Genomic DNA, 22,017 nt, shown 5'->3' with positions numbered 1-22,017 from the left:
TGCAGGGCCCGCCGCACGGCTCCCCGTGCGGCGGGCCCTGCAGCACAAGCGCCTCAGAAGATGTGGTCGTGCGTGATCAGACGCGAGGCCACACGGACGGTGGTTCCCTCGACCGCGAGAACGTCGTGCACCAGGCAGCTCGGGTTGATTTCCGGTCTCTCACCGGGCCGAATGGTCGTGACGAGCGCGTAGGCAGTGGACTTCACCGTGCCGTCGCATTGAGCCGTGAGCGCTATCTGGTTGAACCAGTGGCGCCGACGGACGGTGGCCGGATCGTATTTCCGGTGGAAGTCTACGAGTTCCTGCACGATTGCCGGGCGCCCCACGGCCGGTTCCGCGTGTGGGGAGTGGCGGAAGACGCCGCTCTCGGTGAACGAGGCTGCGTAGTCTTCGAACCTCCGGGCGTCCAGGCTCTGCATCTGGTGAGCGTAGAAGTGCAGTACTTCGGAGTAGAGCGAACCGGTGATGATGATCGCGCCGGTCGGCCGTCCGTTCGTCGCTATGGTCATGGCTCTCCGTAAGTTGTTAGGCGGCCCGGGAGGGCCGGGTGTGGCTTATGGTTCTCTGCCATCAGTGGCTTCGAAGGAGTGGCCGCCCGGCTCTCCGGGGCGCCCTGGCTGCTGATTGAGATGTGCGCGCTTCGTGCGGTCGCTGATTACGGAGATGACAGCGGGGCGTTCCTCGGGCCGACGGCATGCCGTGCGGAACGAGGAGGGGTGAGTGAGCGAGCGAAGGACCCAGGTCTGGGCCGGCATCGATGCGGGTAAGGGCCACCACTGGGCCGCAGCGGTCGACGAGACCGGCTCGACGCTGTGGTCGAAGAAGATCGACAACGACGAAGCGGCGATCCTGACCGCGATGGGCGAGATCCTGGACCTCGCGGACAAGATGTCCTGGGCGGTGGACATCTCCGGAACGTCCTCCGCGCTGCTGCTGGCCCTGCTCGCAGCCCACGGCCAGCAGGCCGTCTACGTCCCCGGCCGCACCGTCAACCGCATGTCGGGCGCCTACCGGGGCGAGGCGAAGACCGACGCTCGCGACGCCTAAGTCATCGCCGAGACCTCCCGCCAGCGACGGGACTTCGCCACCATCGACGTGCCCGCCCAGCTGGCCGCGGACCTGGCGCTGCTGACCGCCCACCGCTCGGACCTGGTGGCCGACCGGGTACGGATGATCAACCGCCTCCGCGACGTACTGACCGGGGTCTTCCCCGCCCTGGAACGGGCCTTCGACTTCAGCTCGCACAAGGGCGCGCTGGTCTTGCTCACCGGGTACCAGACGCCAGCCGCCCTGCGGCGCCGCGGTCGGGCCCGGCTCACCGCCTGGCTTGCCGGCCGCAGCGTCCGGGGCGCCGACACGGTCGCGGCCACCGCCCTCGAAGCGGCACAGGCCCAGCAGACTTCCCTGCCCGGTGAGGACGTCGCCGCGCAGATCGTGGCGGATCTGGCGGCGCAGATCCCGGCACTGGACGACCGGCTGAAGCGGGTCGACCAGCAGATCCGTGAGACGTTCCGCAGTCATCCGCAGGCCGAGATCATCGAGTCCCTGCCCGGCATGGGTCCGATACTCGGCGCCGAGTTCGTCGTCGCGGCAGGCGACCTCACGGCCTACACGGACGCCGGCCACCTGGCCTCGGCGGCCGGCCTGGTGCCCGTCCCTCGCGACTCCGGCCGACGCACCGGCAACCTGCACCGCCCCCAACGCTACAGCCGCCGCCTGCGCCGGGTGTTCTACATGTCCGCGCAGACCAGCATCATCCGCGACGGGCCGAACCGGGACTTCTACCTCAAGAAGCGCGCCGAGGGCTGCAAGCACGTCCAGGCCGTCATCGCCCTCGCCCGCCGACGAGCCAGCGTGCTGTGGGCCCTCCTGCGTGATGAACGAGTCTTCACCCCCACCCCACCCGCCACGCAAGCGGCTTGACTTCGTCATTGAGACTCCTTCTCTGGTCATGCCGCGCACGGCACCGCGTGTCACAGGCCGCTGACGACGACGGCCGAGTTGAAACCGTGCCGCCCACGGGCGATCACCATGGCGTGGCGAACTCTCTGTTCGCGGGCCTCCCTGACGAGGTCCAGACCGTACTTGGCTGGCACTTCCGAGCGCGTAGGCGTGGCGGGAACCGTGCCATGACGCATCGACAGCAAGGCGGTTGCCACATCCAGCGGGCCGCCTCCGGCGTAGAGACGGCCGTAGTGCGCCTTCGGCACCGTCACCGGTACACCGTGAGCACCGAACACCGCACACAGAGCCTCGGCCTCCGCGGCGTCGAGTTCGGCGGTTCCGGCGCCGTCGGCGAAAACGGCGTCGATGTCCTTCGCCACCAGGCCCGCGTCCTGCAGCGCGGCGGCCATCGCACGACCGAGATTCGATTGGCGACCGGTGCCGGGTGCCGGATCGAAGGTGGAGGCGTATCCAGCCAGGACACCGTGGTGCAGCTTCGCTTCCCGCTCGACGGCGCATTCCGCGTCTTCGAGGACCAGAAAGGCACCGCCTTCCCCCGGCACGAAGCCGGAGGCGTCCGTCCCGAAGGGTTGGTAGGCCAGGGACGGGTCCTTAACGGTGGAGACGAAGCCACCGGCGAGTTGCGATGCGTATCCCCACGGGTCGAGAGCCGAATCGACCCCACCTGCGACGACGGCCCTGGTGCCGTGCCGTATGGAGCGGCGGGCCTGTCCCAGCGCGTCTAGACCGCCGGCCTGCTCACCCACCAGGGCGGTACCCGGCCCGCGCAGGGCATGGCGGATCGACACCTGGCCCGTGTTCACGGCGTAGAACCAGGCGTAGGACTCGTACACACTGACGGATCTCGGGCCCTCGTTCCACAGAGCGTGGAACTCCTTATGGGTGAACGCGAAGCCACCGAGGGCGTTGGAAGTGACTACACCGATGTCGTAGTCCTGCGTCGTGGTGTTCGGGAGGCCGGCCTCGGCCAAGCCCCGCTGGGCGGCCACGAGCGCCAATTGAGTCGATCGGTCGGTGCCGGGGAGTAGTCGGCCCGGGAGGTGTGCCCCTGCGTCGAAGTCGTCGATTTGCCCGGCGAGGGACGAGGGAAAACCAGCGACGTCCAAGTTCTCAAGCGGGCGTATGCCACAATTGCCGTCGAGCAGTGCTTTCCAGTACGCGTCCGTCTCGATGCCGTTGGGCGCCAACAGCCCTAGACCGGTGATGAGGACCGTCGTCATATCCTAGCCCCTTCCGCCGCGCGCAGCACCATGGCACTTTGGAAGCCTCCGAAACCGCTGCCCACGGTCAGCACGGTGTCGATACGCTTCTCTCGCGCGTGGAGTGGCACGTAGTCGAGGTCGCACTCGGGGTCTGGGGTGTGCAAATTGGCGGTGGGAGGAATCACGCCGTGCTGGATCGCGAGGGCGCTGGCGGCGATCTCGAGTGATCCGATGGCCCCGAGCGAGTGGCCGATCATGGATTTGATGGAGCTCACTGGCACGTCGTAGGCGTGGCTACCCAGTGCTCGCTTGAAAGCGGCTGTCTCATGCCGGTCGTTCTGCTTGGTGCCCGACCCGTGGGCGTTGACGTAGTCGACCCGCGATGCCGGAACGCGGGACTGGTTCATCGCACTCCCGATCGCCGCCGCCATTTCCCGACCGTCCTTTTTCAGCCCCGTCATATGGTACGCGTTACAGCGTGTAGCGAATCCGGTGATCTCCGCATAGACGTGTGCGTCGCGGGCTCTGGCGTGCTCGTACTCCTCCAGCACGAACATTGCGCATCCCTCGGCGAGGACGAAGCCGTTGCGTGAGCCGTCAAACGGTCGAGAGGCCGCCTCCGGCGCGTCGTTCCGCGGAGTCGTCGCCTTGATCGCGTCGAAGCAGGCCAGCACGATGGGAGTGATGGGTGTGTCCGTGGCCCCCGCGAGCATCATGTCGGCGGTGCCTTCGCGAATCAGCTCGACGCCGTGGCCCACGGCGTCGAGGCCTGACGTGCAGCCGTCGGAAACCATGGTCACCGGACCCTCGGCGCCGCAGACCCAGGCCACCTCGGCCGGCATGATGCCAGGGCTGAGGTAGTCGAACATGTGGGGTGAGAGGTATTGCGGGTCCACCACCCAGTCCCGACCACTGTCCGACATGACGAGGTACTCGTTCTCCAGACTTGTCGCCGAGGCCACCGCACTGCCCAGGGCGACACCGACTCGATGGGCCTCGACGTAGCCCTTGTCCAGCCCGCTGTCGGCCAGAGCCTCACGGGTGCAGACGGCAGCGAACTGAGTGGCCCGGTCCATACGGCGGATCTCGCGTGGAGTGAGCCCGTTCTCTCGCGGGTCGAAGTCGACCTCTGCGGCGACCTGCGACCTGAAGGACGAAGCGTCGAACGAAGAAATGGAGCGCGTCGCCGTTCGCCCGGAACGAAGTAGGTCCCAGAACGCTTCGACGTCCGATCCCCCCGGAGCGCGCACGCCCATTCCCGTGATGACGACACGACGTCTCATCGGTACCCCCTGAAGACAGACATCAGTGGTCCCCTCCTCGGGCTGCTCACGTGGCAGCCGTGTTCCCCCGGCGTGGTCGTGATGAGGCGACGCTGCGTTGCCCGTCTCAAGAACGGCTCGCGATCGGGTCGTTTGGTGCAATACAGGCCACAGCGGCTCAATCGAGATGCTGTGTGGCGAGTCGATCTCGCCTCGAGGGCGGCTCGAGAAGTTGCTGCCATCCTCTGCCCGGCGCTGCTCGGCCCGCCGCGCGGCGACGAGTCGGGAGCGGGCCACGTCACCTTCGGAGCGGAGTTGGGTATGAGTGTGCACAACGGCAGAGTGGCGCTCGTCACCGGAGCGACGAGCGGTATCGGTCGTGCGGTCGCTGCTCGCCTGGCTGCGCAGGGAGCGTTCGTCTACATATGTGGCAGGGATGAGCAGCGTCTGGCCGAGACGCTCGTCGACCTACGGGCCGCCGGCCTGCAGGTCGACGGAGCGGTGTGCGACGTCACCGACCGGGGAGATGTCCAACGGTTGGTGCAGGGCGCGGTAGGTGGCCACGGGGCGATCGACGTCCTCGTCAACAACGCTGGTCGCAGTGGCGGAGGAGCTGTGGCCGAGATGTCGGATGAGCTCTGGTACGACGTCATCAATACCAACCTCCACAGTGTCTTTCTCGTAACCCGCGAAACGCTCAGCGCCGGGAACATGCTGAGCAGGGGGTGGGGGCGCATCGTCAACATCGCGTCAACCGCTGGAAAGCAGGGAGCGGTGACCGCTGCCCCGTACTCCGCTTCGAAACACGGCGTGGTGGGTTTCACCAAGGCTCTCGGACTCGACCTGGCCAAAACCGGGATCACGGCGAACGCCGTATGCCCTGGCTTTGTCGAGACACCGATGGCCGAACGGGTGCGTCATCACTACGCACAGTCCTACGGGATCTCCGTTGAAGAAGCCGCCGAGAAGGTCACCGCGCGGGTACCGATCGGACGATACGTGGACGTGGACGAGGTGGCCGCGATGGTCGGCTATCTTGCGTCCGAGGAAGCCGGATCGGTGACCGCCCAGGCGCTCAACGTCTGCGGTGGGCTGGGCAATTACTGAACACCTCCCCGGTTGGGGTCGACGACCCTGGCACGGGGCCGAGCGAGAATGAGGCATTTTCATGAAGGCAGCTGTGTTTCACGAGTTCGGCGGACCTGAGGTGCTCGTCACCGCAGACGTCGACATCCCCGAGCCCGGCCCCGGTCATGTGCGTGTACGCGTGCGGGCAGCTGGAGTCCAGGCCTATGACGCGGCCGTACGCGGCGGTTGGACTCCGCCCGGAGCGTCGATCACCTTCCCCCAGATCGTCGGCAACGACTTCGCCGGCACGGTAGACGCTCTCGGCGACGATGTCGGTGAGTTCAGCGTGGGGGATGAGGTCCTCGGTTGGGCGATCCTTTGCTGCTACGCCGAATACCTCGTCGTTCCGACGAGCCAGGTCGTCAAGAAGCCCGCCACCATGCCGTGGGAGGTCGCCGGCGCCTTCTCGGCCTCCGCGCAGACGGCTCACACCGCACTGGAGGCGCTTGGTGTGCGTGCTGGCGATACCTTCCTGGTGCACGCCGCAGCCGGTGGGGTCGGCAGCGTAGCTGTGCAACTCGCAAAACTGCGGGGTGCGCACGTTATCGGCACCGCGAGTGAGAGCAATCATGCCTTTCTTCGTGACCTCGGCGCCGTTCCGATCGTCTACGGCGACGGATTGACCTCGCGCGTCCGTGCTGCTGCCCCTCAGGGCGTCTCCGTGGCTCTCGACGCGGTGGGCGGCGCCGCCCTGGACACGTCCGTGGAGCTGATCGAAGACAGGAAGAGAATCGCCACACTCGTTGACTTCGGGCGGGTCGACGAACTCGGGGTGCGTGCCGTGTTCAGCCAGCGGGACAAGTCCCGTCTCGCCGAACTCGCCGAAATCTACGCGCGGGGCGAACTCCGTATCGAGGTGTCCCGTACGTTTCCCCTCGATCAGGCACACGAGGCTCACCGTCTGATTGAAACCGGTCACGCTCGCGGCAAGACCGTCATTACGGTGGCATGACGTGATGCCCCCGTGCTCGACGATGAGGCCGTCAATGGACATCGACCTGCATTTCGACGTTCTTTGCCCGTGGTGCTACATCGGCGAGCGTCGTATCGCGGCAGCCATAGAGAGTTTTTCCCACCGGGAGGCAGTGAGACTCGTCCGACGCGCCTACGAGCTGGCGCCCGACCAGTCCGCGAGCCCGGGAGTGACCGCAGCCGGGGCGATGGAGCACTGGATGAGTCCGGCCGACGTGCCGGCGAGAATCGCACTCATCCGTTCCCAGGGAGCGGACGAAGGAATCGAGTTGAACCTTCATCTGTCCCGCCCGGTGAACACCTTTGACGCGCATCGCCTCGTTCAACTGGGTGAGGCCCGTGGTCGAGGCAGTGAGGTCGTCGAGGCCTTGTTCCAGGCGTACCACACCGACGCGGTGAACGTAGCGGACCCCGACGTGCTCGCCGAGCGTGGAGTGAGAGCGGGCCTTGATGTCACTGAGGTCTGGCGCTTGCTCGACGGCGACGAGTACGCGGAGCGGGTCCGTTCCGACGAGGCTCTCGCGGCTGCTCGTGGGGTCCGCAGTGTGCCCTCGGTATGCGTTGACGGTGCTCGCCCCGTTTCCGTAGTGAAGAAACCGGGCGATTTGCTGCTGGAACTCGAGAAGGCCTGGTCGAAGTGGCAGAAGAAGGCCGATACATCCGGCTGAGACAAATGTGCTGTGAACGCTGGACCGACATTCCAGCACCTTTCCAGGGTCAACGTCAAGGGTGGCCACGGGCGGTCTGCTCCGCCCGTGGCGAGAGAGAAAGGACCACTTGTGCGACGTACAACGATACTGGGGGGCTTAGTCGCCTCCCTCGGTATGGTGACGGCTTCCGCCCTCCCTGCATCGAGCTCGACGGCAGGAGGTTCCGAAACGGTGGCTGACAGCGTCGGTTCGACGGTGCCGTACGTTTGCCGGACTCGCTACGCCGGTGAGTGGATACCCGTCGAGTACTCCCGGACCTTCACCACCACCGCTCCCGCCCAAGTGGCGCCGAGGCAGTACTTCAAGGTGACGTTCGACTCGTCTCCGATCAAGGCGGTCGCCGACTACAACAAGTTGCTCAACAGTGTGTCCATGAACTACGAGACGCCAGCCAACGCGAAGATCATCGGCTACTGGCTCTCGGGGGGCAGCAACCTGGGATCGGCACACCAGTGGGTTGAGCGCAGCGGAAGCGAACTGCGTGTCAAGTCCGACGGTGAATGGGCTGGTGGCGTCGAGTTCGACTTTCCGAACCTGAACGTCATTCTGCGTGCTCCCGCAGGGCCGGCTTCTTTGACGACCGGCGTCGGTGGCTCGGGGTTCGACGACACCTCCTTCGGCTGGTATCGACTTCAGCCCGTCACGAACGAGTGGGACCCTTTCGAGTGCTATGCCGACCCGGCCGAGCCCGTGGTGTTCTCCACCACACAGGTCGCCCCCTGACCTGATCGGTGACGGGGGCCGGGTGCCGACACGACGTGGTGCTCGCCCCCGGCGCCACCCAGGGCTTCTCACCCGCTGTTCTGACACCTTGTCCGGAGGAACGTCCACATGCGTGCCGTTCGCATCCACGAGTACGGAGCCCCCGACACCCTCCAGGTGGAGGAGGTGCCCATTCCCCAACCCGGGCCCGGTCAAGTTCTGATCAGGACGGAGGCCATCAGCGTCGGCTTCGCTCAGACTCAGATGCGCCGCAACATCTTTCCCGCACCGATGTGGCGGCCCGAGTTTCCCATCGTTCTTGGCGGCGACGTCATCGGGCGGGTGGCCGCTGTCGGCCCGGACGCGCCCGGAGTGGGTGTGGGCGACCGGATCGGCGCCTTCACTCTGCACGGCGCCTACGCTGACTACGTGGTAGTGGACGCAGCCACGCTGGTGTCCGTTCCTGAGGGCTTGGACGCAGCGGTGGCGACGGCAATCCCCTCGCCAGGCCCCATCGCTGCGGGAACCCTGGCAACGGCAGCGTTGCGGCCCGGCGAATCCGTTCTTGTGCACGCGGCGGCCGGAGGTATCGGGCACTTGGCGGTCCAGCTGGCCAAGCGTGCTGGAGCCGGGCTCGTCATCGCGACCGCAGGCGCTCCGGGAAAGCGAGAGTTCGCCCGGAGTATCGGTGCGGACGTCGTCGTCGACTACCGCCAGGAGTCGTGGGCCGAGACGGTGCGGGAGACGGCCGGTGACCGTGGGGTCGACGTCATCCTGGACAGCGTCGGCGGCGAGGTTCTGCGTCAGGGCGTCCAGCTCTTGGGCCCCTTCGGCCGTCTTGTGTTCTACGGTTCGGCGGGTGGAGGGCTCGATGTGCCCCGAATCTCTCCCATGGAGCTCATCGGCATGAAATTCCTGACAGGGTTCGCGTTGTCCCAGTGGCGCGCGGCCCGTCACGCCGATTACCTACGCCACCACGGGGTGCTGGCCGGGGCGCTCGCCGAGGGATCGATCACGCACGCGATCCACGCCACGCTGCCCTTAGAGCGTGTGGCCGAGGCGCATCGCATGATCGAGGAACGCTCTCACATCGGCCGGATCGTCCTCCTCACGGAAGCGACGGTTTGACTGCCGCTCCTGTGGGAGGCCGGGCACCGCGGTTCGGACGGCAATTCTGCGCTCTGCCGTACCGGTCGCTCCGTGAGGCCCTTCCATCCGCTTGAGGCGCTATGTGGCGGGGCATGTCGGTGTCCACGTCGCCAGGCCGCGCGGCTACGTCTTGCGGTAGGTGTAGGCCTCCTCGGCGGCGGCCGCCACGGCGGCGGCGTCGGCACCGGCCGAGGCCGTCACCAGCGCGGCCACGGCCCCCTCCACGAAGGGGGCGTCCGCCAGCCGCGCCCCCGGGGGGAGTTCGTCCCCGTCGGCCAGCAGCGTCCGGACGGTCAGCACGGCGCTGCCCAGGTCCGCCAGCAGGACCACCCCGGCTCCCCGGTCGGCCCGTCGGGCGGCGTCCGCGATGAGTTCGGCGCTCGTGCCCAGCCCGCCGTCGGGTGTACCGCCGGCCGCCACGGCCGGCGCCGTCGCGCCTCCGGCGGCCAACCCGGTGGCCAGCCGGGCGACGGACTCGGCCACCTCGCGACTGTGGGAGACCAGCACGAGGCCCACCTGCGGCTGAGCGGTCACGGGGTACCACCCTCTCCGTCCGCCGCCCGCGCGGTGCGCGCCAGGGCGGTGAACAACAGCGCCGACGACGTCGCCCCCGGGTCCTGGTGGCCGATGCTGCGCTCGCCCAGATAGCTCGCGCGCCCCTTGCGGGCCCGCATCGGGACCGTGTCGCCCGCGCCCTTCTCCGCAGCCCGCGCCGCGGCGTCGAGGCCGTCGCCGAGTGCGTCGAGCGCGGGCAGCAGCGCGTCGAGCATGGTCTTGTCACCGGCGGTGGCGCCCCCGAGTCGCGCGACGGCGTCCACGCCGGTGCGCAGCGCCCCGGCCAGCTCCCCGAGATCGACCTCGGGGGCGTCGTCGAGCGCCTTGCCCGTCCGGCGCAGGAGCGTGCCGTACAGCGGCCCCGACGCCCCGCCGACGGTGGAGACGAGGGTGCGCCCGGCGAGCACGAGCACCGCTCCCGGTGTGGGCGGCCGCTCCTCCTCGACGGCCGACACCGCGGCGGCCAGCCCGCGCCGCATGTTGGTCCCGTGGTCGGCGTCCCCGATGGCCGAGTCGAGCTCGGTCAGCCGGTCCGCCTCCTCCTCGACGGCCTCGGCGACTGCCGTCAGCCAGTGCCGGAAGAACGCGGCGTCCCGAGGTGCTCCCGTCGGCTCCCGCCCGTCGCGCATGTCCCGCTGTTCGCCCACGAACCCGCTCACCGTCCCCAGCGCAGCGCGGGGGTGGCGACCGGCGCGTCCCACCACCGCAGCAGCTCCTCGTCCACCTGGCAGAGCGTCACCGAACAGCCGGCCATGTCGAGCGACGTGACGTAGTTGCCGACGAGCGTGCGCGGCACCGCGACGCCGCGCTCGCCCAGTGCCCGCTGTACCTCGGCGTTGAAGCCGTACAGCTCCAGGAGAGGCGTGCCGCCCATCCCGTTGACGAGGGCGAGCACGGGGCCGTTCGGGGGATCGTCGGCCAGCAGCGCGTCGACCGTCGCGTCGGCGATCTCGCCGGACGTCATCATCGGACGGCGCTCGCGTCCCGGTTCGCCGTGGATGCCGATGCCCAGCTCCAGCTCACCGGGCGGCAGGTCGAACGTGGGCCCGCCCTTGGCCGGGGTGGTGCAGGCGGTGAGCGCCACGCCGAAGCTGCGGCAGGCTTCGGCCACCCGCCGGGCGACGCGCTCCACCCGCTCCAGCGGTGCCCCCTCGGCCGCGGCGGCACCGGCGATCTTCTCCACGAAGAGCGTGCCGCCGGTGCCCCGCCGCCCGGCCGTGAACGTGCTGTCGGTGACGGCCACGTCGTCCTGCACGAGCACCTTCGCGACCCGCACGCCCTCGTCCTCCGCCAGCTCGGCGGCCATGTCGAAGTTGAGGACGTCGCCGGTGTAGTTCTTCACGACGAACAGCACGCCCTCGCCGCTGTCCACGGCTGCCGCCGCCCGGGCCATCTGGTCGGGGACCGGGGAGGTGAACACCTCGCCGGGGCAGGCGGCGTCGAGCATCCCCGGGCCGACGAACCCGCCGTGCAGCGGCTCGTGCCCGCTGCCGCCGCCCGAGACGAGCGCGACCTTGCCCGCCACCGGCGCGTCGCGCCGGACCACGACGCGTCGCTCCACGTCCACGGACAGCTCCGGATGGGCGGCGGCCATACCGCGCAGCGCGTCGGTCACCACGCGTTCGGGCACGTTGATCAGTTGCTTCACGGCAAGACTCCCGTCGGTCCCGGCGTAGGCGGTCCACCGGTCACTCTTCCACTCGGACGGCCGTCCCACCACAGCACCACGCGGGTCCGGCCGTCGCGTCGACGGCACGCGGGACGGGGTCCTCCGCGCGTGCCCGGCTTCCCCCGGCATAGGGTGGCAGCGTGTCAGGCGAACGTGATCTGTCGAAACTGCTCAGCGACATGCGGCCCGATCTGCGCCACGGGGCCTACGTCTTCACCACCGTCGTGGGCCCGGCGCCCGACGGCGTGCGGCCCGTCGCCTCCGTCACCGAGGACGAGGGCAGCACTCTGGTGATCACCAAGGAGGAGGCGGACGCGGCGGGCCTCCCGTACGACTACGTCGCCGGGTGGATCACGCTGCGCGTGCACTCGGCGCTGGCGGCGGTCGGGCTGACGGCCGCCGTCTCCACCGCCCTCGCGGAGGCCGGGATCAGCTGCAACGTCGTGGCCGGATACCACCACGACCACCTCTTCGTGCCCTACGACCGCTCGTCCGTGGCCGTCGCCGTCCTGGAGGACCTGGCGGGCCGTCCGCGCTAGCGGCCCGCGTACCATGGCGGCATGTCCTTCCTCCGCCGCCGCAGCCCCGCGTCGCCCGCCGGTCCGGACTTCGACGTCCTCGCCATGGACCCGGAGGACTGGCCGGGAAACCTCGGAGCGGGGCTTCTCCCGGCGCCCGACGGCAGCTGCCAGGGGGTCTTCCTGCGGTACGACCTGTTCGGCGGCCGCGGCCCCGCCATGATCATCGGCAATCTGCCGGACGGCTCGCCCGCGCGGGACATCGAGGAGGGCGAGGTGCCCTTCGAGGTGGCCCAGCTGCTCGCCGCGCTGGAGATGGACGAGCCGGTGACCGTCACCGGTACGGAGGACTGCCCCGTCATGCATGACGGGAACCTGCTGATCGTGCGCCGCATCACCTGCACCGAGGGCCGGATCGCCTGCGTGCAGTTCGACCGCAGCGACGGGGTCCTCGTGACCATCGCCAGCTGGGACCGGCCCATCACCGACGACCTCTACCAGCTGCTCAAGCCGCTCCCGGCGGAGCTGTTCCAGCAGCGCTGACGGTGGCCGGGCCGGGGAGCCGTCACCGCTCCCCGGCCTCCACCAGCCGCACGTCGGCCGCCCTGACGAACGCCGTCCGGTGCCCGAACTGGATCTGCCGGTAGGGCTCGCCCCGCACGACGACGTGGCCCGAGGGGTCGAAGGTCCGCGCGACGTAGTACTCGCTCGGGACCCGCGGCCCCGCCGCGTACCGCTGCCCCGCCCGCAGCCGGTAGGGGAGGGGCGAGACCTCCTGGGGCGGGACGCCGTCCGGGTAGGCATCCGCCTGCGGGTAGGCCCGCCCGTAGACCGGAACGGAGTCCGCGCCCGCCCGGGGGGTGACCGCCGTTCCGCGTGCCGGTACGGCGGCCGGGCGGGAGGCCGGGTCGTGGAACCACGCCTTCGCCCCCAGGTACCAGATGGCCGTCCAGTCGCCTTCGCGTCCGGCCACGGCGTACGTCTGCCCGGTCGAGGCGCGGGCTCCGATGTCGCTGACCCCGTCGGTCGCGTGGCCGCCGTCCGGGTGGAGCCCGACGTCCCGGACGAGGGGCGCGTCGGCCCGTGGCGCGGTGTGCAGCCGCACCGCGCCCGAACCGTGCGCCGGGCACCTCGCGCCGGTGCCGTCGCACCGCGTGAAGACGGGCCGGTGCGTGGCGTAGTCCGGGCGGATGGTGACCAGCCCGGTGTCCGACCCCGTCCGCTCCGCCGGGGTGAACGGGGCGCCGAGCAGCTCGAAGTAGTGCGCCCAGTCCCAGTAGGGGCCCGGGTCCGTGTGCATGCCCCGGATCGCCGCCGTCGTGACGCCCGGTACGTTGTCGTGGCCCAGGACGTGGTGCCGGTCGAGCGGGATGTCGTTCTGCTCTGCCAGGTGGCGCACGAGGCGGGCGGACGACCGGTACATCGCCTCCGTGTACCAGGCGTCCGGGTCGGTGAGGAAGCCCTCGTGCTCCAGCCCCACCGACGTGCTGTTGACGAACCAGTTCCCGGCGTGCCAGGCCACGTCCTCGGTTCGCACGTGCTGGGCGATGTGCCCGTCCGAGGCGCGCAGCGTGTAGTGCCACGAGACGTAGGTGGGGTCCTGCACGAGCGAGAGGGCACTCTCGTAGGAGCCCTCGATGTCGTGGACGACGATGTAGCGGATCCGCTGCCCGGCGGGGCGCTCGGCCTGGTCGTGGTTCCCGTAGTCGGGGGAGCCGTCGTCGCCCCGGAACTCCTCGTAGGGAGCGGGCACCCAGGAGCAGGAGAGGTCGCTCGGGCACTCGGCGGCCGTGCTCTCCCGCGCGGCTCCGGCCCGCTCCCCGCGTACGGGGCGCAGCCCGGGGGAGGCGGGGAGCACCACCCGCTGGCCGGTGTCGGTGGTGCGGGCGGCACCCCGGCGCAGCAGGGCGACCACCTCGTCCGCGAAGAAGGTCCCGCCGCCCTCCTCCGCCGCACCGGTGTAGGCGGCGACGGCCCCGTACCAGTCGGCGGCGTCCGCGCTGAGCGGCCGGCCCAGCTCTCGTTGGGCGGCGGCCAGCAGCGCCGCGCCACCGTGCACGTTGGCGGCCGCGTCGCCGCGCAGCCGCTCCGGCGGGAGGCCGGTCAGTCGGGCGGCCCGCTCCAGGGTGCGCAGCCGGACGGGCGGTCGGCGGGCGTCCGGCACGGGACGGGGGCCGGTGCGGTGGGGGCGTGCCGTGTCCCCGCGCGGGTCCTCGGTGCCGTTCCCGTGGTGCGGCCGGGAGCGGGCGAGTGCGGTGCGGGCGTCGGTGAGGTGCATCGGCCCGTAGCCGCCCGAGACGCTGGGCCTCCCGCCGTGCTGGTCCCACCGCGACTGCAGGTACGCCACGCCGAGCAGGACGTTCTCCGGCACCCCGTGGCGTCCGGCCGCCTCCGTGAAGGCGGACCGCAGGGCGTCCCGGCCGCCTGCCGCGGCGTCACCCGGAGCGCCGGGCGGGAGTGCCGACACCAGGGGGAGCAGCAGTGCCGCCGTGACGACGCCGACGGCCGCCCTGCGCGGCCGCCGCTCCCGACGGCGGTGCGGCGGGCGGCTCGGGGGGCGGGGGGAGGGAGCGGTACCTGGCACGACGGCCTCCTGGCGCGGGCCCGGAGGTGGGGGTGGCGGCCCGCCTGCCTCACAGGTAACGCGCGGTCGACGGTGCGTCAAACACCGTCGACCGCGCGCCGTCCCGCCCGATGACCTTCAGGGAACGTTTCTTCCCGTCTGCGTCATCCTCTCCGTCACCGTGCCCCAGGCAGCCCGTCCGCCCGTCAGCGCGTGCCGACCGCCGCCCGCACCGCGCGGCGGGCCAGGGCCACGTCGTCGTGCAGCCGGCGCAGCAGCAGACGCTGCTCCTCGCCCGCCGACAACGCGCCGTCCCGCTCGACGCTCGTCCCGGGGGCCGGCGCCGGACTCCGCATCGTGCGGTGGACCGCCGTCTCGCAGCTGCGGATCTCCCGGGTCAGGACGACCATCAGGTTCACCAGGAAGGCGTCCTGCGCCGCCGGACCCGCCGCCTGCGCGATGACGCTGATCTGCCGCCGCGCCAGCGGCGCCTCTCCCAGCACGGACCACAGGGTCGCCAGGTCGTACCCCGCCAGGTACCAGCCCGCGTGCTCCCAGTCGACCAGGACGGGGCCGCTCGGCGCGAGCAGGACATTGGCGGGCAGCGCGTCCCCGTGGCAGAACTGCCGGGCCGACTGGCCGCCGCCCTGGAGCGCGCTGTGCAGCAGCTTGTGCAGGTCGCCCATGTCCCGGTCGGTGAGCAGGCCGAGGTCGTGGTAGCGGGTCAGCCGGGCGCCGTAGTCCAGCGGCTGCTCGAACAGTCCGGCCGGCGGCTGCCAGGCGTTCACCTGTCTCAGCGCGCCCAGCACCGCCCGCACGTCGCCGGCGGGCACCGGGGCCGAGGGGTGGCGCTGCAACGCCGCGGGACGGCCGGGCATCCGCTCGATGACGAGGGTGCAGCTGTCCGGGTCCGCCGCGACCAGCCGTGGCGCCCGGACCGGCGGGCGGTGACGGACGAACGCCCGGTACGCCGCTATTTCGTGCCGGTACCGTTCGGCCCACGCGGGGGAGTGGTCCAGTAAGCACTTCGCCACCGCCGGGGTGCGCCCGATGTTGCCCACCAGCAGGGCCGAGCGGCCGCTGTGCCGCAGTACCTGCACGGCCCGGAAGTCCGGGCAGATGCGGTGGACGAGGGCGAGGGCGGAGCGCAGGCGTGCGCCCTGGGCACCGGACAGGTCGAGCCTCCCGCTGATCGGCTGGCGGCCGCCCAGCGGGACGGGTCCTCGGACCCGGTGCGATCGCTCCGGGGCCCCCGCGCCGGGGAGGTGCGCGGTGAGGCCGGTCCGGGGCGGGGCGGACACGGGGGACGTTGCGTGATACATGCGCGAGCCGGATCCCTTCGTGCGCCGACAGGTGTGTGCGCAGCCCCGGTCCGGCCCGCGTCCGGCGGGTCCCGCACCCTGGGGAATGCCGGTCGGTCACCGGACGGCGACAGAGCCGGGGCGGCGCTCTTCTACATCACACCGCCCAGCGGGTGGCAGACCATGTGGCGGACCCTGGCGAAACCCTGGCGAATGCTCCCGGCCCCCGCTCGGGCCGTTACTGTCAACTCAGCCGAGAACCTGGGGGCTTGACGTGAACAAAGGACCCAACACCCGTCTCGCGGATCTGTTCGAGCTGACCGGATGGTCCAAGGGCGAACTCGCCCGGATGGTCAACCGGCACGCTGCGGCCATGGGGCACCTCCAACTGGCCACGGACACCTCGCGGGTGCGGCGCTGGATCGACCGGGGCGAGAGCCCGCGCGATCCCGTTCCCAGGGTGCTGGCCTCTCTGTTCACCGAGCGACTCGGCCGTGTCGTGACCATCGAGGACCTCGGGTTCGGCAGATCAGGGCCATCGGCCCGGCGGCAGTCCGTGACCGGCCTGCCGTGGGCTCCTGATCAGACCGCCCTGGTCCTCACCGAATTCACGGGAATGGACCTCATGCTCAACCGACGCGGCTTGGTGGGCGCGGGTGCCGCGCTCGCCGCAGGATCAGCCCTCCACAACTCCCTCAACGACTGGCTGCGGAGCGACCCGGCCGGAGCCCCGGCCGGCCGTCCGGCCACCGCCGAACACGCCGCCTTCGACCTCGACGACGTCCCACCGGTCGGTGCCGAGGAGATCGAGGCCCTGGAACGCTCGGTCGAGGTCTTCCGCGCCTGGGACGCCTCCCGGGGCGGCGGGCTCCAGCGCAAGGCCGTCGTCGGGCAGCTCAACGAGGTCGGCGGCATGCTCGCCACCGACCACCCGCCGCACCTGAAGCGCCGACTGTGGGGCGTCGCCGCCAACCTGGCCGTCCTGGCCGGGTGGATGTCGCACGACGTCGGCCTGGAACCCACCGCGCAGAAGTACTTCGTGCTCGCCACCCACGCCGCCCGGGAGGGCGGCGACCGGCCGCGCGCCGGTGAGGCGCTCTCCCGGGCCGCACGCCAGATGGTGCACCTCGGCCGGCCCGGGGACGCTCTCGACCTCATGAAGCTGGCACGCTCCGGCTCGGGCGGGGAGACACTGCCCCGCACCCAGGCCATGCTGCACACGATCGAGGCGTGGGCCCAGGCGTCCATGGGGCGCGGCCAGGCCATGCGCCGCACCCTCGGCGAGGCGGAGGAGCTGTTCACCTCCGACCGGGGGGACGTGCCGCCGCCCGGCTGGATGCAGAACTTCGACGAGGCCGACCTGCACGGCATGCAGGCGCTGGCGTTCCGCACGCTGGCCGACCACGACCCCGGCGCGGCGGGCACCGCCGAGTTCCACGCCAAGCGGGCCCTGGAGCTGCGGGGCAAGGGGCACCAGCGGTCTCAGATCTTCGACTACATCTCGCTCGCCTCGGCGTGCTTCATCGCCGACGACCCGGAGCAGGCGGACCGCTACGCACGGCTCGCCCTGGTGTCGATCGGGGAGACCTCCTCGCACCGCACCTGGGACCGGCTGCGGGAGATGTACCGGCTGACGGCCCAGTACGCCGGCTACCCGAAGATCGAGAGCCTGCGCGAGGAGCTGGAGTACGCCCTGCCGAAGGCCCCCGCCAAGCCGCGTACGGCCGCGGTCAGGAGCCCGGGAGGTCTCGACGTCTGATCCGCCACGGGGACGTCACCTGCCGGGCGCGGGCGCCCCGGGCAGCGGGACGGGCACGCGGGCGATCAGGGCACAGGCGTCGTCCTCGCGTGCTGCTCCGCCGAACTCCTCCACCACCAGCCGCAGGCCCTCGCGCGCGGAGCGCGCCGCGGTGAGCCGGCCGCCCAGCCCGAGGAGTCGGGGCGTGGCGTCCGCTCCGTCCGGGGCGGGGAAGGGGGCGTGCGGGGCGAGGGCGTCCGTGTGCAGCACCAGCAGGTCGCCGGGGGCGAGCCGTTCGTGGTGCTCGGCGTAGACGGCGCCGCTCGTCGCACCCAGCAGCACGCCCTCGGGCGGATCGAGCCGGCGCCCGTGCCCGGCGCGGTAGTGGACGGGCGCCGGGTTTCCGGCCTGCGCCCAGGTCAGCGTCGCCGTGCGCGGATCGTAGCGGCAGCAGACCGCGCTCCCGAGCGCGGGCTGGGCCGCCCCGTCCAGCAACTGGTTGAGGTGCCCCATCAGCGGGCCCGGACGCACCCCGGCCAGCGCCAGTCCCCGCACGGCGCCGAGCAGCGTCGCCATGCCGGAGGTCGCTTCGACGCCGTGCCCGGTGAGGTCCCCGACGGTCAGCAGGGTCGAGCCGTCACCGAGGGCCATGGCGTCGTACCAGCTGCCGCCGATGAGGTCGTTGGAGGCGGACGGCAGGTAGCGCGCGGCGAGGTCGAGGCCGCCGCCGGTGGAGCCGTGCGGCCCCGGCAGCCGCAGCTCCTCCCGCCACGGGGGCAGCACGGCCTCCTGGAGCTCGACCGCCAGTCGGCGCTCGGTGCGGGCCAGTTGACGCTGCTGCCGCACCAGATCGCGGGACTCGCGCGCGGTGCGCTCCCCTCGGCGCAGTGTGCTGACGTCCCGCACCACGGCCCAGACCGAGGCGGCGCGCCCCTCGGCGTCGAGGACGGGTTCGCCGCGCATGTGGAGGGTGCGCAGCGTTCCGTCGTCCCGCAGGATGCGGAACTCGCCGTCGATCGGCCGGGCGTCGACGAGACAGTCGGTGACGGCGCCCATCAACCAGGTCTGGTCGTCGGGGAGCAGCCAGGTCGGCAGTTCGTCGAGCGGCAGGGGGCCGGTCTCGGGCGTGCGACCGAAGATCGTGTAGAGCTCCGGGGACCAGTCCACCTCGTCGGTCAGGAAGTTCCACTCGGCGTTGCCCACCCGCTCCGCCGGGGCGGGCGGCGGAGCGCACACGGCCGGGGGGTCCGCCACCTCGGGACCGGCCGGAGCGGTGGACAGCCCGTCGCGCAGCTGGTCGAGCCGCAGGCCCAGGTCGTCCAGATGCAGCATGGCGAGGTCGCACAGGGCGCGCTGCCAGCGGCGTTCCGGATCGGTGCCGCGCCCCCCCTCCTCCTGCTCGGCCCCGCGGCGGACGGCGTCGACCTCGCCGCGCAGGCTGTGCGTGCGCGAGATCAACGTGTCCAGGGTGCCGGGACCGGGCACCGGCGCGGCCGGGCTGTCCGCCGAGGAGTGTGAGGGCATCGCGTACTCCGATACGAGCAGTGAGCGGCGTGCGCCGGGGAAGAGTCCGGTAACGACTCTTGCACAGACCGCGACCTGCCGTAAGCCGTTTGGCAACACCCGATACGGTGTTGCCTTCGGCATGTGCCAACGGTTGGCGGGACGTCCCACCCCGGCCCGGCGGAATCCGCTCCTCCAGTAGGCTGCGGCCTCGGCGCCCGCCCCGGCACGCGGGATTGGGCGGCCGTCTCACCGGCAAGAAGCCCTCCGACGGAAATCCCGTTGCCAGCCACTCACCCCGCACCGGATGCTGACCTCTATGTACGCGGAAAATCTCGGCCAATACGTCGATCCAGACATAGCGCCCAGCGGTACGCTGCTCGGCCTGCTGCAGCGGGGCCGTGGTGACGGCACCCTGCACGCGCTGGCGGCGCCCCGTGCCGAGGCCCTCGCCGCCCTGCACCACTGCCTGGCCAACGACCCGCGCCGTGACTGGCAGGTCGAGCACCGCTCCCTGTACTACGCCCGCCTGCACCGCGACCTCGACGCCGGGCTGGACGCCGTCGCCGCCCACCTCTTCTCGGCGCAGGACCAGCTGGACACCCGGGAGGAGCGCACCGGGCTCGCCCTCTCCGTGCTCGGGCACCTCGCCTCCTACGGCAACGTCGGGGCGCTGCGGCTGCTGCGCGAGTACACCGCCCGGGGCGCCAACTGGCCCTGGGCCCTGGACGAGCTCGCCGTCCGCGACGACGACGCCGCACTGCGCAGGCTGGGCCCCGCCGTCCTCAGCCGCTTCCCCCGCACCCCCGACGGCGACGCCGAGCTGGCCGACGCCCTGCGCGGGGCGTTCGAGCCGCGCCCGTGGCGTCTGTGGGAGGAGGACCCCACCCGCCCCGAGCAGCGCGAGCGCCTCTCCCGGGCCCGTGAGCGGCACTCCTTCGACCGCTGGTCCCGCCAGCTCCGCTCGGCCGGCCCCCGCCCCGGCTGGAGCGTCCGCGAAGTCCTCGCCTGGGCGGAGGAACCGCCGACTCCGCCCGGCGAGGAGTCCGCGGACGCCGAGCCCTTCGACCCCGATCTCGCCAGGCAGCAGCGGGCTGCAGCGGCGGCCCGCTGCCTGGCGGCCGTGGCGGGGCCGGAGGACCGGCCCGCGCTGCTGGCCGCCGCCCGCGGCGGCACCGACACCGCCCGCCAGGCCGCCCTGCGTCACCTCGCGGAGGGCTGCGACCCCGAGGCCCTCGACCTCGTCGAGTCGGCCGTGGCCGACGGCTCCCCGCAGGTGGTGCGGGCCGCCGCCGCCGCCGCGTTCGCCCGGATGCGCGACGGCGCCGCCGTCGTACGCGCACGACGCTGGGCGGGCCGCGACGACGTCCTCGGGGTGGAGGCCGCCGCGATGCTCGCCTGCCGCGGCGACGCCCGGGACGCCGACGCCGTCCTGGCGGCCCTGCGGCGCACCGTGCGGGCGGCGGGCTGCGACAGTGACGCCCTGTGGCCGCTGGTGGACGGCGTCGGACGGCTCCGGGTCCATTGCGCCGCGCCCGTGCTGCGGCACCTCTACCGGGAGACGACCTCCTCGCAGCTGCGCGGCCGCACGGCACGGGCCCTGGCCGCCACCGATCCGGCCTTCGCGGCCTCCTTCGCCGTCGAGTGCCTGTGGGACTGCGAGGAGTCCACCCGGGAGGTCGCCGCGCGCGCCGCCACCACGGGCGACGACCGGGTCGTGGAACGGCTGCGCCGACTGGCCGCGGACCCGGCCGAGGAGGCCGGTGTCCAGAGCGCCGTGCGCGGCCGGCTCGAACCGGGTGCGCAGAGCGGCTGCTGAACCGGGACGGGGTACGCCGCGCCGCGCCGGGGGCAAGCGCTCACGGTGCGTTCCGCTGCCGGACACGCCGTCGCCGCCCCCGGCACGCACGGGGCGGCGAGAAACCCCGTATGAGAGTCGCCATCGTCACCGAGTCCTACCCGCCCGACGTCAACGGCGTCGCCCACAGCGCCTGGCAGACCGCCCGGCACCTGGAGCGGCGCGGCCACGCCCCGCTCGTCGTCGCCCCGGCCCCGCCCCCGGGGGCCCGCCACCCCCGTGCCGACGGGCCCGCCCCCGTCGTGCACGTCCCCTCCCTGCCGTTGCCGGGCTATCCGCAGGTGCGCGTCGCGGTGCCCAGTCGCCGCCTCGCCGCCGCCCTCGCCGGCCACCGCGCCGATCTCGTCCACCTGGCCGGACCGTTCGTGCTCGGTGTCCGGGGCATGGCGGCGGCCGCCCGGCTCGGCCTGCCCACCGTCGCCGTCTACCAGACGGACCTGGCCGGGTACGCCCGCACCTACCTCGGGGCCGGGGAGGCGGCGGCCTGGCGGCGGATCCGGGCCGTGCACGCCGCGGCCGACCGCACCCTGGCGCCCTCCACGGCCTCCGCCGCCGAGCTGGGCGCGCACGGCGTGCCCCGGGTGCACCTGTGGCCGCGCGGCGTGGACACCACCCGGTTCGACCCCCGGCACCGCGACGCGGGACTGCGCCGTGCTCTGGCGCCCGGCGGTGAACTGCTCGTCGGCTACGTCGGCAGGCTCGCGCCGGAGAAGCAGGTCGCCCTGCTCGCCCAGGTCTGCGAGCTGCCCGGCACCCGGGTCGTCGTGGTCGGCGACGGACCGAGCGGACCCGCCCTGCGGGCGGCGCTGCCGGGAGCGGTCTTCCTCGGCCGCCGCACGGGGGCCGAACTCGCCCGCATCTACGCCAGCCTGGACGTCTTCGCCCACACCGGCCCGTACGAGACGTTCTGCCAGACCGTGCAGGAGGCGCAGGCCAGCGGGGTGCCCGTCGTGGCGCCGGCGTCCGGCGGCCCGCTGGACCTGATCGACCACGGCCGCACCGGGCTCCTGACGCCTCCGGGCGACGCCGTCGCCGTACGGGAGGCCGTCTGCGCCCTGCGCGACGACCCGGCGCTGCGCGTCCGGCTGGCCGACGCCGGGCGGGCGGGTGTCGCCGCGCGCACCTGGGAGGCGGTCGGCGACCGGCTCCTCGTCCACTACGAGCAGGTTCGCGACGCCCGCGCCGGCCTTCCCGTCTGACCGGCCGCGCCCCACCTGACACG

The 22,017-nt window shown here is 71.9% G+C and carries 19 protein-coding genes and 1 pseudogene; 11 read left to right on the top strand and 9 right to left on the bottom strand.

Annotated elements, in window-relative coordinates; all coding sequences use genetic code 11:
* Positions 1-53: 53 nt before the first annotated feature.
* A complete protein-coding gene (locus IF129_RS05480) occupies positions 54-509 on the bottom strand; it encodes a nuclear transport factor 2 family protein (RefSeq protein WP_191208332.1) in 456 nt (151 codons plus the stop codon).
* A gap of 211 nt (positions 510-720) precedes the next feature.
* Here IF129_RS05480 and IF129_RS05475 point away from each other — a divergent pair.
* A pseudogene (locus tag IF129_RS05475) lies at positions 721-1,923 on the top strand (IS110 family transposase).
* 50 nt (positions 1,924-1,973) lie between these two features.
* Here the strand turns inward: IF129_RS05475 and IF129_RS05470 are convergent.
* Together IF129_RS05470 and IF129_RS05465 are read right to left on the bottom strand one after the other, a co-directional pair.
* A complete protein-coding gene (locus IF129_RS05470) occupies positions 1,974-3,185 on the bottom strand; it encodes a beta-ketoacyl synthase N-terminal-like domain-containing protein (RefSeq protein WP_191208331.1) in 1,212 nt (403 codons plus the stop codon).
* On the bottom strand, positions 3,182-4,450 hold the full coding sequence (locus IF129_RS05465; protein WP_191208330.1) for a beta-ketoacyl-[acyl-carrier-protein] synthase family protein: 1,269 nt from the start codon (positions 4,448-4,450) through the stop codon (positions 3,182-3,184). The genes IF129_RS05470 and IF129_RS05465 overlap by 4 nt, the downstream gene beginning before the upstream one ends.
* Positions 4,451-4,750: 300 nt before the next feature.
* On the opposite strand from IF129_RS05465, the gene fabG reads away from it, so the two are divergent.
* The 5 genes from fabG to IF129_RS05440 all read left to right on the top strand — a co-directional run bounded on the left by fabG (position 4,751) and on the right by IF129_RS05440 (position 9,069).
* A complete protein-coding gene (fabG, locus tag IF129_RS05460) occupies positions 4,751-5,536 on the top strand; it encodes a 3-oxoacyl-ACP reductase FabG (protein ID WP_191208329.1) in 786 nt (261 codons plus the stop codon).
* A 61-nt stretch (positions 5,537-5,597) separates the two neighbouring features.
* The gene (locus IF129_RS05455; RefSeq protein WP_191208328.1) at positions 5,598-6,509 is read left to right on the top strand and encodes an NADP-dependent oxidoreductase; all 912 of its coding nucleotides are present in this window, start codon (positions 5,598-5,600) and stop codon (positions 6,507-6,509) included.
* A 34-nt stretch (positions 6,510-6,543) separates the two neighbouring features.
* Positions 6,544-7,197 (top strand): DsbA family oxidoreductase, encoded by a 654-nt coding sequence (locus IF129_RS05450; RefSeq protein ID WP_191208327.1) that lies wholly within the window; start codon positions 6,544-6,546, stop codon positions 7,195-7,197.
* A gap of 213 nt (positions 7,198-7,410) precedes the next feature.
* Entirely contained in the window at positions 7,411-7,962 is a 552-nt protein-coding gene (locus IF129_RS05445; protein ID WP_191208326.1) for a hypothetical protein, read from the top strand.
* Between the two features lie 108 nt (positions 7,963-8,070).
* A complete protein-coding gene (locus IF129_RS05440; RefSeq protein ID WP_191208325.1) occupies positions 8,071-9,069 on the top strand; it encodes a quinone oxidoreductase family protein in 999 nt (332 codons plus the stop codon).
* A 144-nt stretch (positions 9,070-9,213) separates the two neighbouring features.
* Here the strand turns inward: IF129_RS05440 and IF129_RS05435 are convergent, their stop codons facing one another.
* From IF129_RS05435 to dhaK, 3 genes are read right to left on the bottom strand one after another with little or no spacing between them, the layout of a single operon-like run.
* Positions 9,214-9,624: a PTS-dependent dihydroxyacetone kinase phosphotransferase subunit DhaM gene (locus IF129_RS05435; protein ID WP_191208324.1), complete on the bottom strand. Its 411-nt coding sequence runs from the start codon at positions 9,622-9,624 to the stop codon at positions 9,214-9,216.
* Positions 9,621-10,274, bottom strand: coding sequence for a dihydroxyacetone kinase subunit DhaL (gene dhaL / locus IF129_RS05430; RefSeq protein WP_191208721.1), 654 nt, complete (start codon positions 10,272-10,274; stop codon positions 9,621-9,623). The genes IF129_RS05435 and dhaL overlap by 4 nt, the downstream gene beginning before the upstream one ends.
* A gap of 26 nt (positions 10,275-10,300) precedes the next feature.
* The gene (gene dhaK, locus IF129_RS05425) at positions 10,301-11,293 is read right to left on the bottom strand and encodes a dihydroxyacetone kinase subunit DhaK (RefSeq protein WP_191208323.1); all 993 of its coding nucleotides are present in this window, start codon (positions 11,291-11,293) and stop codon (positions 10,301-10,303) included.
* Between the two features lie 161 nt (positions 11,294-11,454).
* On the opposite strand from dhaK, the gene IF129_RS05420 reads away from it, so the two are divergent.
* Together IF129_RS05420 and IF129_RS05415 are read left to right on the top strand one after the other, a co-directional pair.
* Positions 11,455-11,853 (top strand): ACT domain-containing protein, encoded by a 399-nt coding sequence (locus tag IF129_RS05420; protein ID WP_191208322.1) that lies wholly within the window; start codon positions 11,455-11,457, stop codon positions 11,851-11,853.
* Between the two features lie 21 nt (positions 11,854-11,874).
* A complete protein-coding gene (locus tag IF129_RS05415) occupies positions 11,875-12,375 on the top strand; it encodes a hypothetical protein (protein WP_191208321.1) in 501 nt (166 codons plus the stop codon).
* 22 nt (positions 12,376-12,397) lie between these two features.
* On the opposite strand, the gene IF129_RS05410 is transcribed toward IF129_RS05415, so the two are convergent.
* On the bottom strand, positions 12,398-14,416 hold the full coding sequence (locus IF129_RS05410; protein WP_191208320.1) for an N-acetylmuramoyl-L-alanine amidase: 2,019 nt from the start codon (positions 14,414-14,416) through the stop codon (positions 12,398-12,400).
* Positions 14,417-14,601: 185 nt separating this feature from the next.
* Positions 14,602-15,717: an aminoglycoside phosphotransferase family protein gene (locus IF129_RS05405; RefSeq protein WP_191208319.1), complete on the bottom strand. Its 1,116-nt coding sequence runs from the start codon at positions 15,715-15,717 to the stop codon at positions 14,602-14,604.
* Between the two features lie 253 nt (positions 15,718-15,970).
* Between IF129_RS05405 and IF129_RS05400 the strand changes: the two genes are divergently transcribed.
* Positions 15,971-17,455 (top strand): DNA-binding protein NsdB, encoded by a 1,485-nt coding sequence (locus IF129_RS05400; protein WP_191208318.1) that lies wholly within the window; start codon positions 15,971-15,973, stop codon positions 17,453-17,455.
* Between the two features lie 15 nt (positions 17,456-17,470).
* Here the strand turns inward: IF129_RS05400 and IF129_RS05395 are convergent, their stop codons facing one another.
* Entirely contained in the window at positions 17,471-18,958 is a 1,488-nt protein-coding gene (locus IF129_RS05395) for a PP2C family protein-serine/threonine phosphatase (protein WP_191208317.1), read from the bottom strand.
* A gap of 298 nt (positions 18,959-19,256) precedes the next feature.
* On the opposite strand from IF129_RS05395, the gene IF129_RS05390 reads away from it, so the two are divergent.
* Both IF129_RS05390 and IF129_RS05385 read left to right on the top strand, forming a co-directional pair.
* Positions 19,257-20,756, top strand: coding sequence for a HEAT repeat domain-containing protein (locus IF129_RS05390; protein ID WP_191208316.1), 1,500 nt, complete (start codon positions 19,257-19,259; stop codon positions 20,754-20,756).
* A gap of 110 nt (positions 20,757-20,866) precedes the next feature.
* Positions 20,867-21,994 (top strand): glycosyltransferase family 4 protein, encoded by a 1,128-nt coding sequence (locus tag IF129_RS05385; protein WP_191208315.1) that lies wholly within the window; start codon positions 20,867-20,869, stop codon positions 21,992-21,994.
* The last annotated feature ends 23 nt before the right edge of the window (positions 21,995-22,017 follow it).

This window comes from Streptomyces chumphonensis (assembly GCF_014779715.1).
Lineage (GTDB): Bacteria > Actinomycetota > Actinomycetes > Streptomycetales > Streptomycetaceae > Streptomyces > Streptomyces chumphonensis.
The sequence above is the reverse complement of the archived record's forward strand: the minus strand, read 5'-3'. Positions and strand labels throughout refer to the sequence as shown.

Bases quoted from the DNA above. Each gene is read 5' to 3' on its own strand.
- IF129_RS05470 (WP_191208331.1), bottom strand. From the start codon at position 3,185: ATGACGACGGTCCTCATCACCGGTCTAGGGCTGTTGGCGCCCAACGGC.
- IF129_RS05455 (WP_191208328.1), top strand. From the start codon at position 5,598: ATGAAGGCAGCTGTGTTTCACGAGTTCGGCGGACCTGAGGTGCTCGTC.
- IF129_RS05465 (WP_191208330.1), bottom strand. From the start codon at position 4,450: ATGAGACGTCGTGTCGTCATCACGGGAATGGGCGTGCGCGCTCCGGGG.
- IF129_RS05480 (WP_191208332.1), bottom strand. From the start codon at position 509: ATGACCATAGCGACGAACGGACGGCCGACCGGCGCGATCATCATCACC.
- IF129_RS05405 (WP_191208319.1), bottom strand. From the start codon at position 15,717: ATGTATCACGCAACGTCCCCCGTGTCCGCCCCGCCCCGGACCGGCCTC.
- fabG (WP_191208329.1), top strand. From the start codon at position 4,751: ATGAGTGTGCACAACGGCAGAGTGGCGCTCGTCACCGGAGCGACGAGC.
- IF129_RS05415 (WP_191208321.1), top strand. From the start codon at position 11,875: ATGTCCTTCCTCCGCCGCCGCAGCCCCGCGTCGCCCGCCGGTCCGGAC.
- IF129_RS05440 (WP_191208325.1), top strand. From the start codon at position 8,071: ATGCGTGCCGTTCGCATCCACGAGTACGGAGCCCCCGACACCCTCCAG.
- IF129_RS05450 (WP_191208327.1), top strand. From the start codon at position 6,544: ATGGACATCGACCTGCATTTCGACGTTCTTTGCCCGTGGTGCTACATC.
- dhaL (WP_191208721.1), bottom strand. From the start codon at position 10,274: ATGCGCGACGGGCGGGAGCCGACGGGAGCACCTCGGGACGCCGCGTTC.
- IF129_RS05395 (WP_191208317.1), bottom strand. From the start codon at position 18,958: ATGCCCTCACACTCCTCGGCGGACAGCCCGGCCGCGCCGGTGCCCGGT.
- IF129_RS05390 (WP_191208316.1), top strand. From the start codon at position 19,257: ATGTACGCGGAAAATCTCGGCCAATACGTCGATCCAGACATAGCGCCC.
- IF129_RS05385 (WP_191208315.1), top strand. From the start codon at position 20,867: ATGAGAGTCGCCATCGTCACCGAGTCCTACCCGCCCGACGTCAACGGC.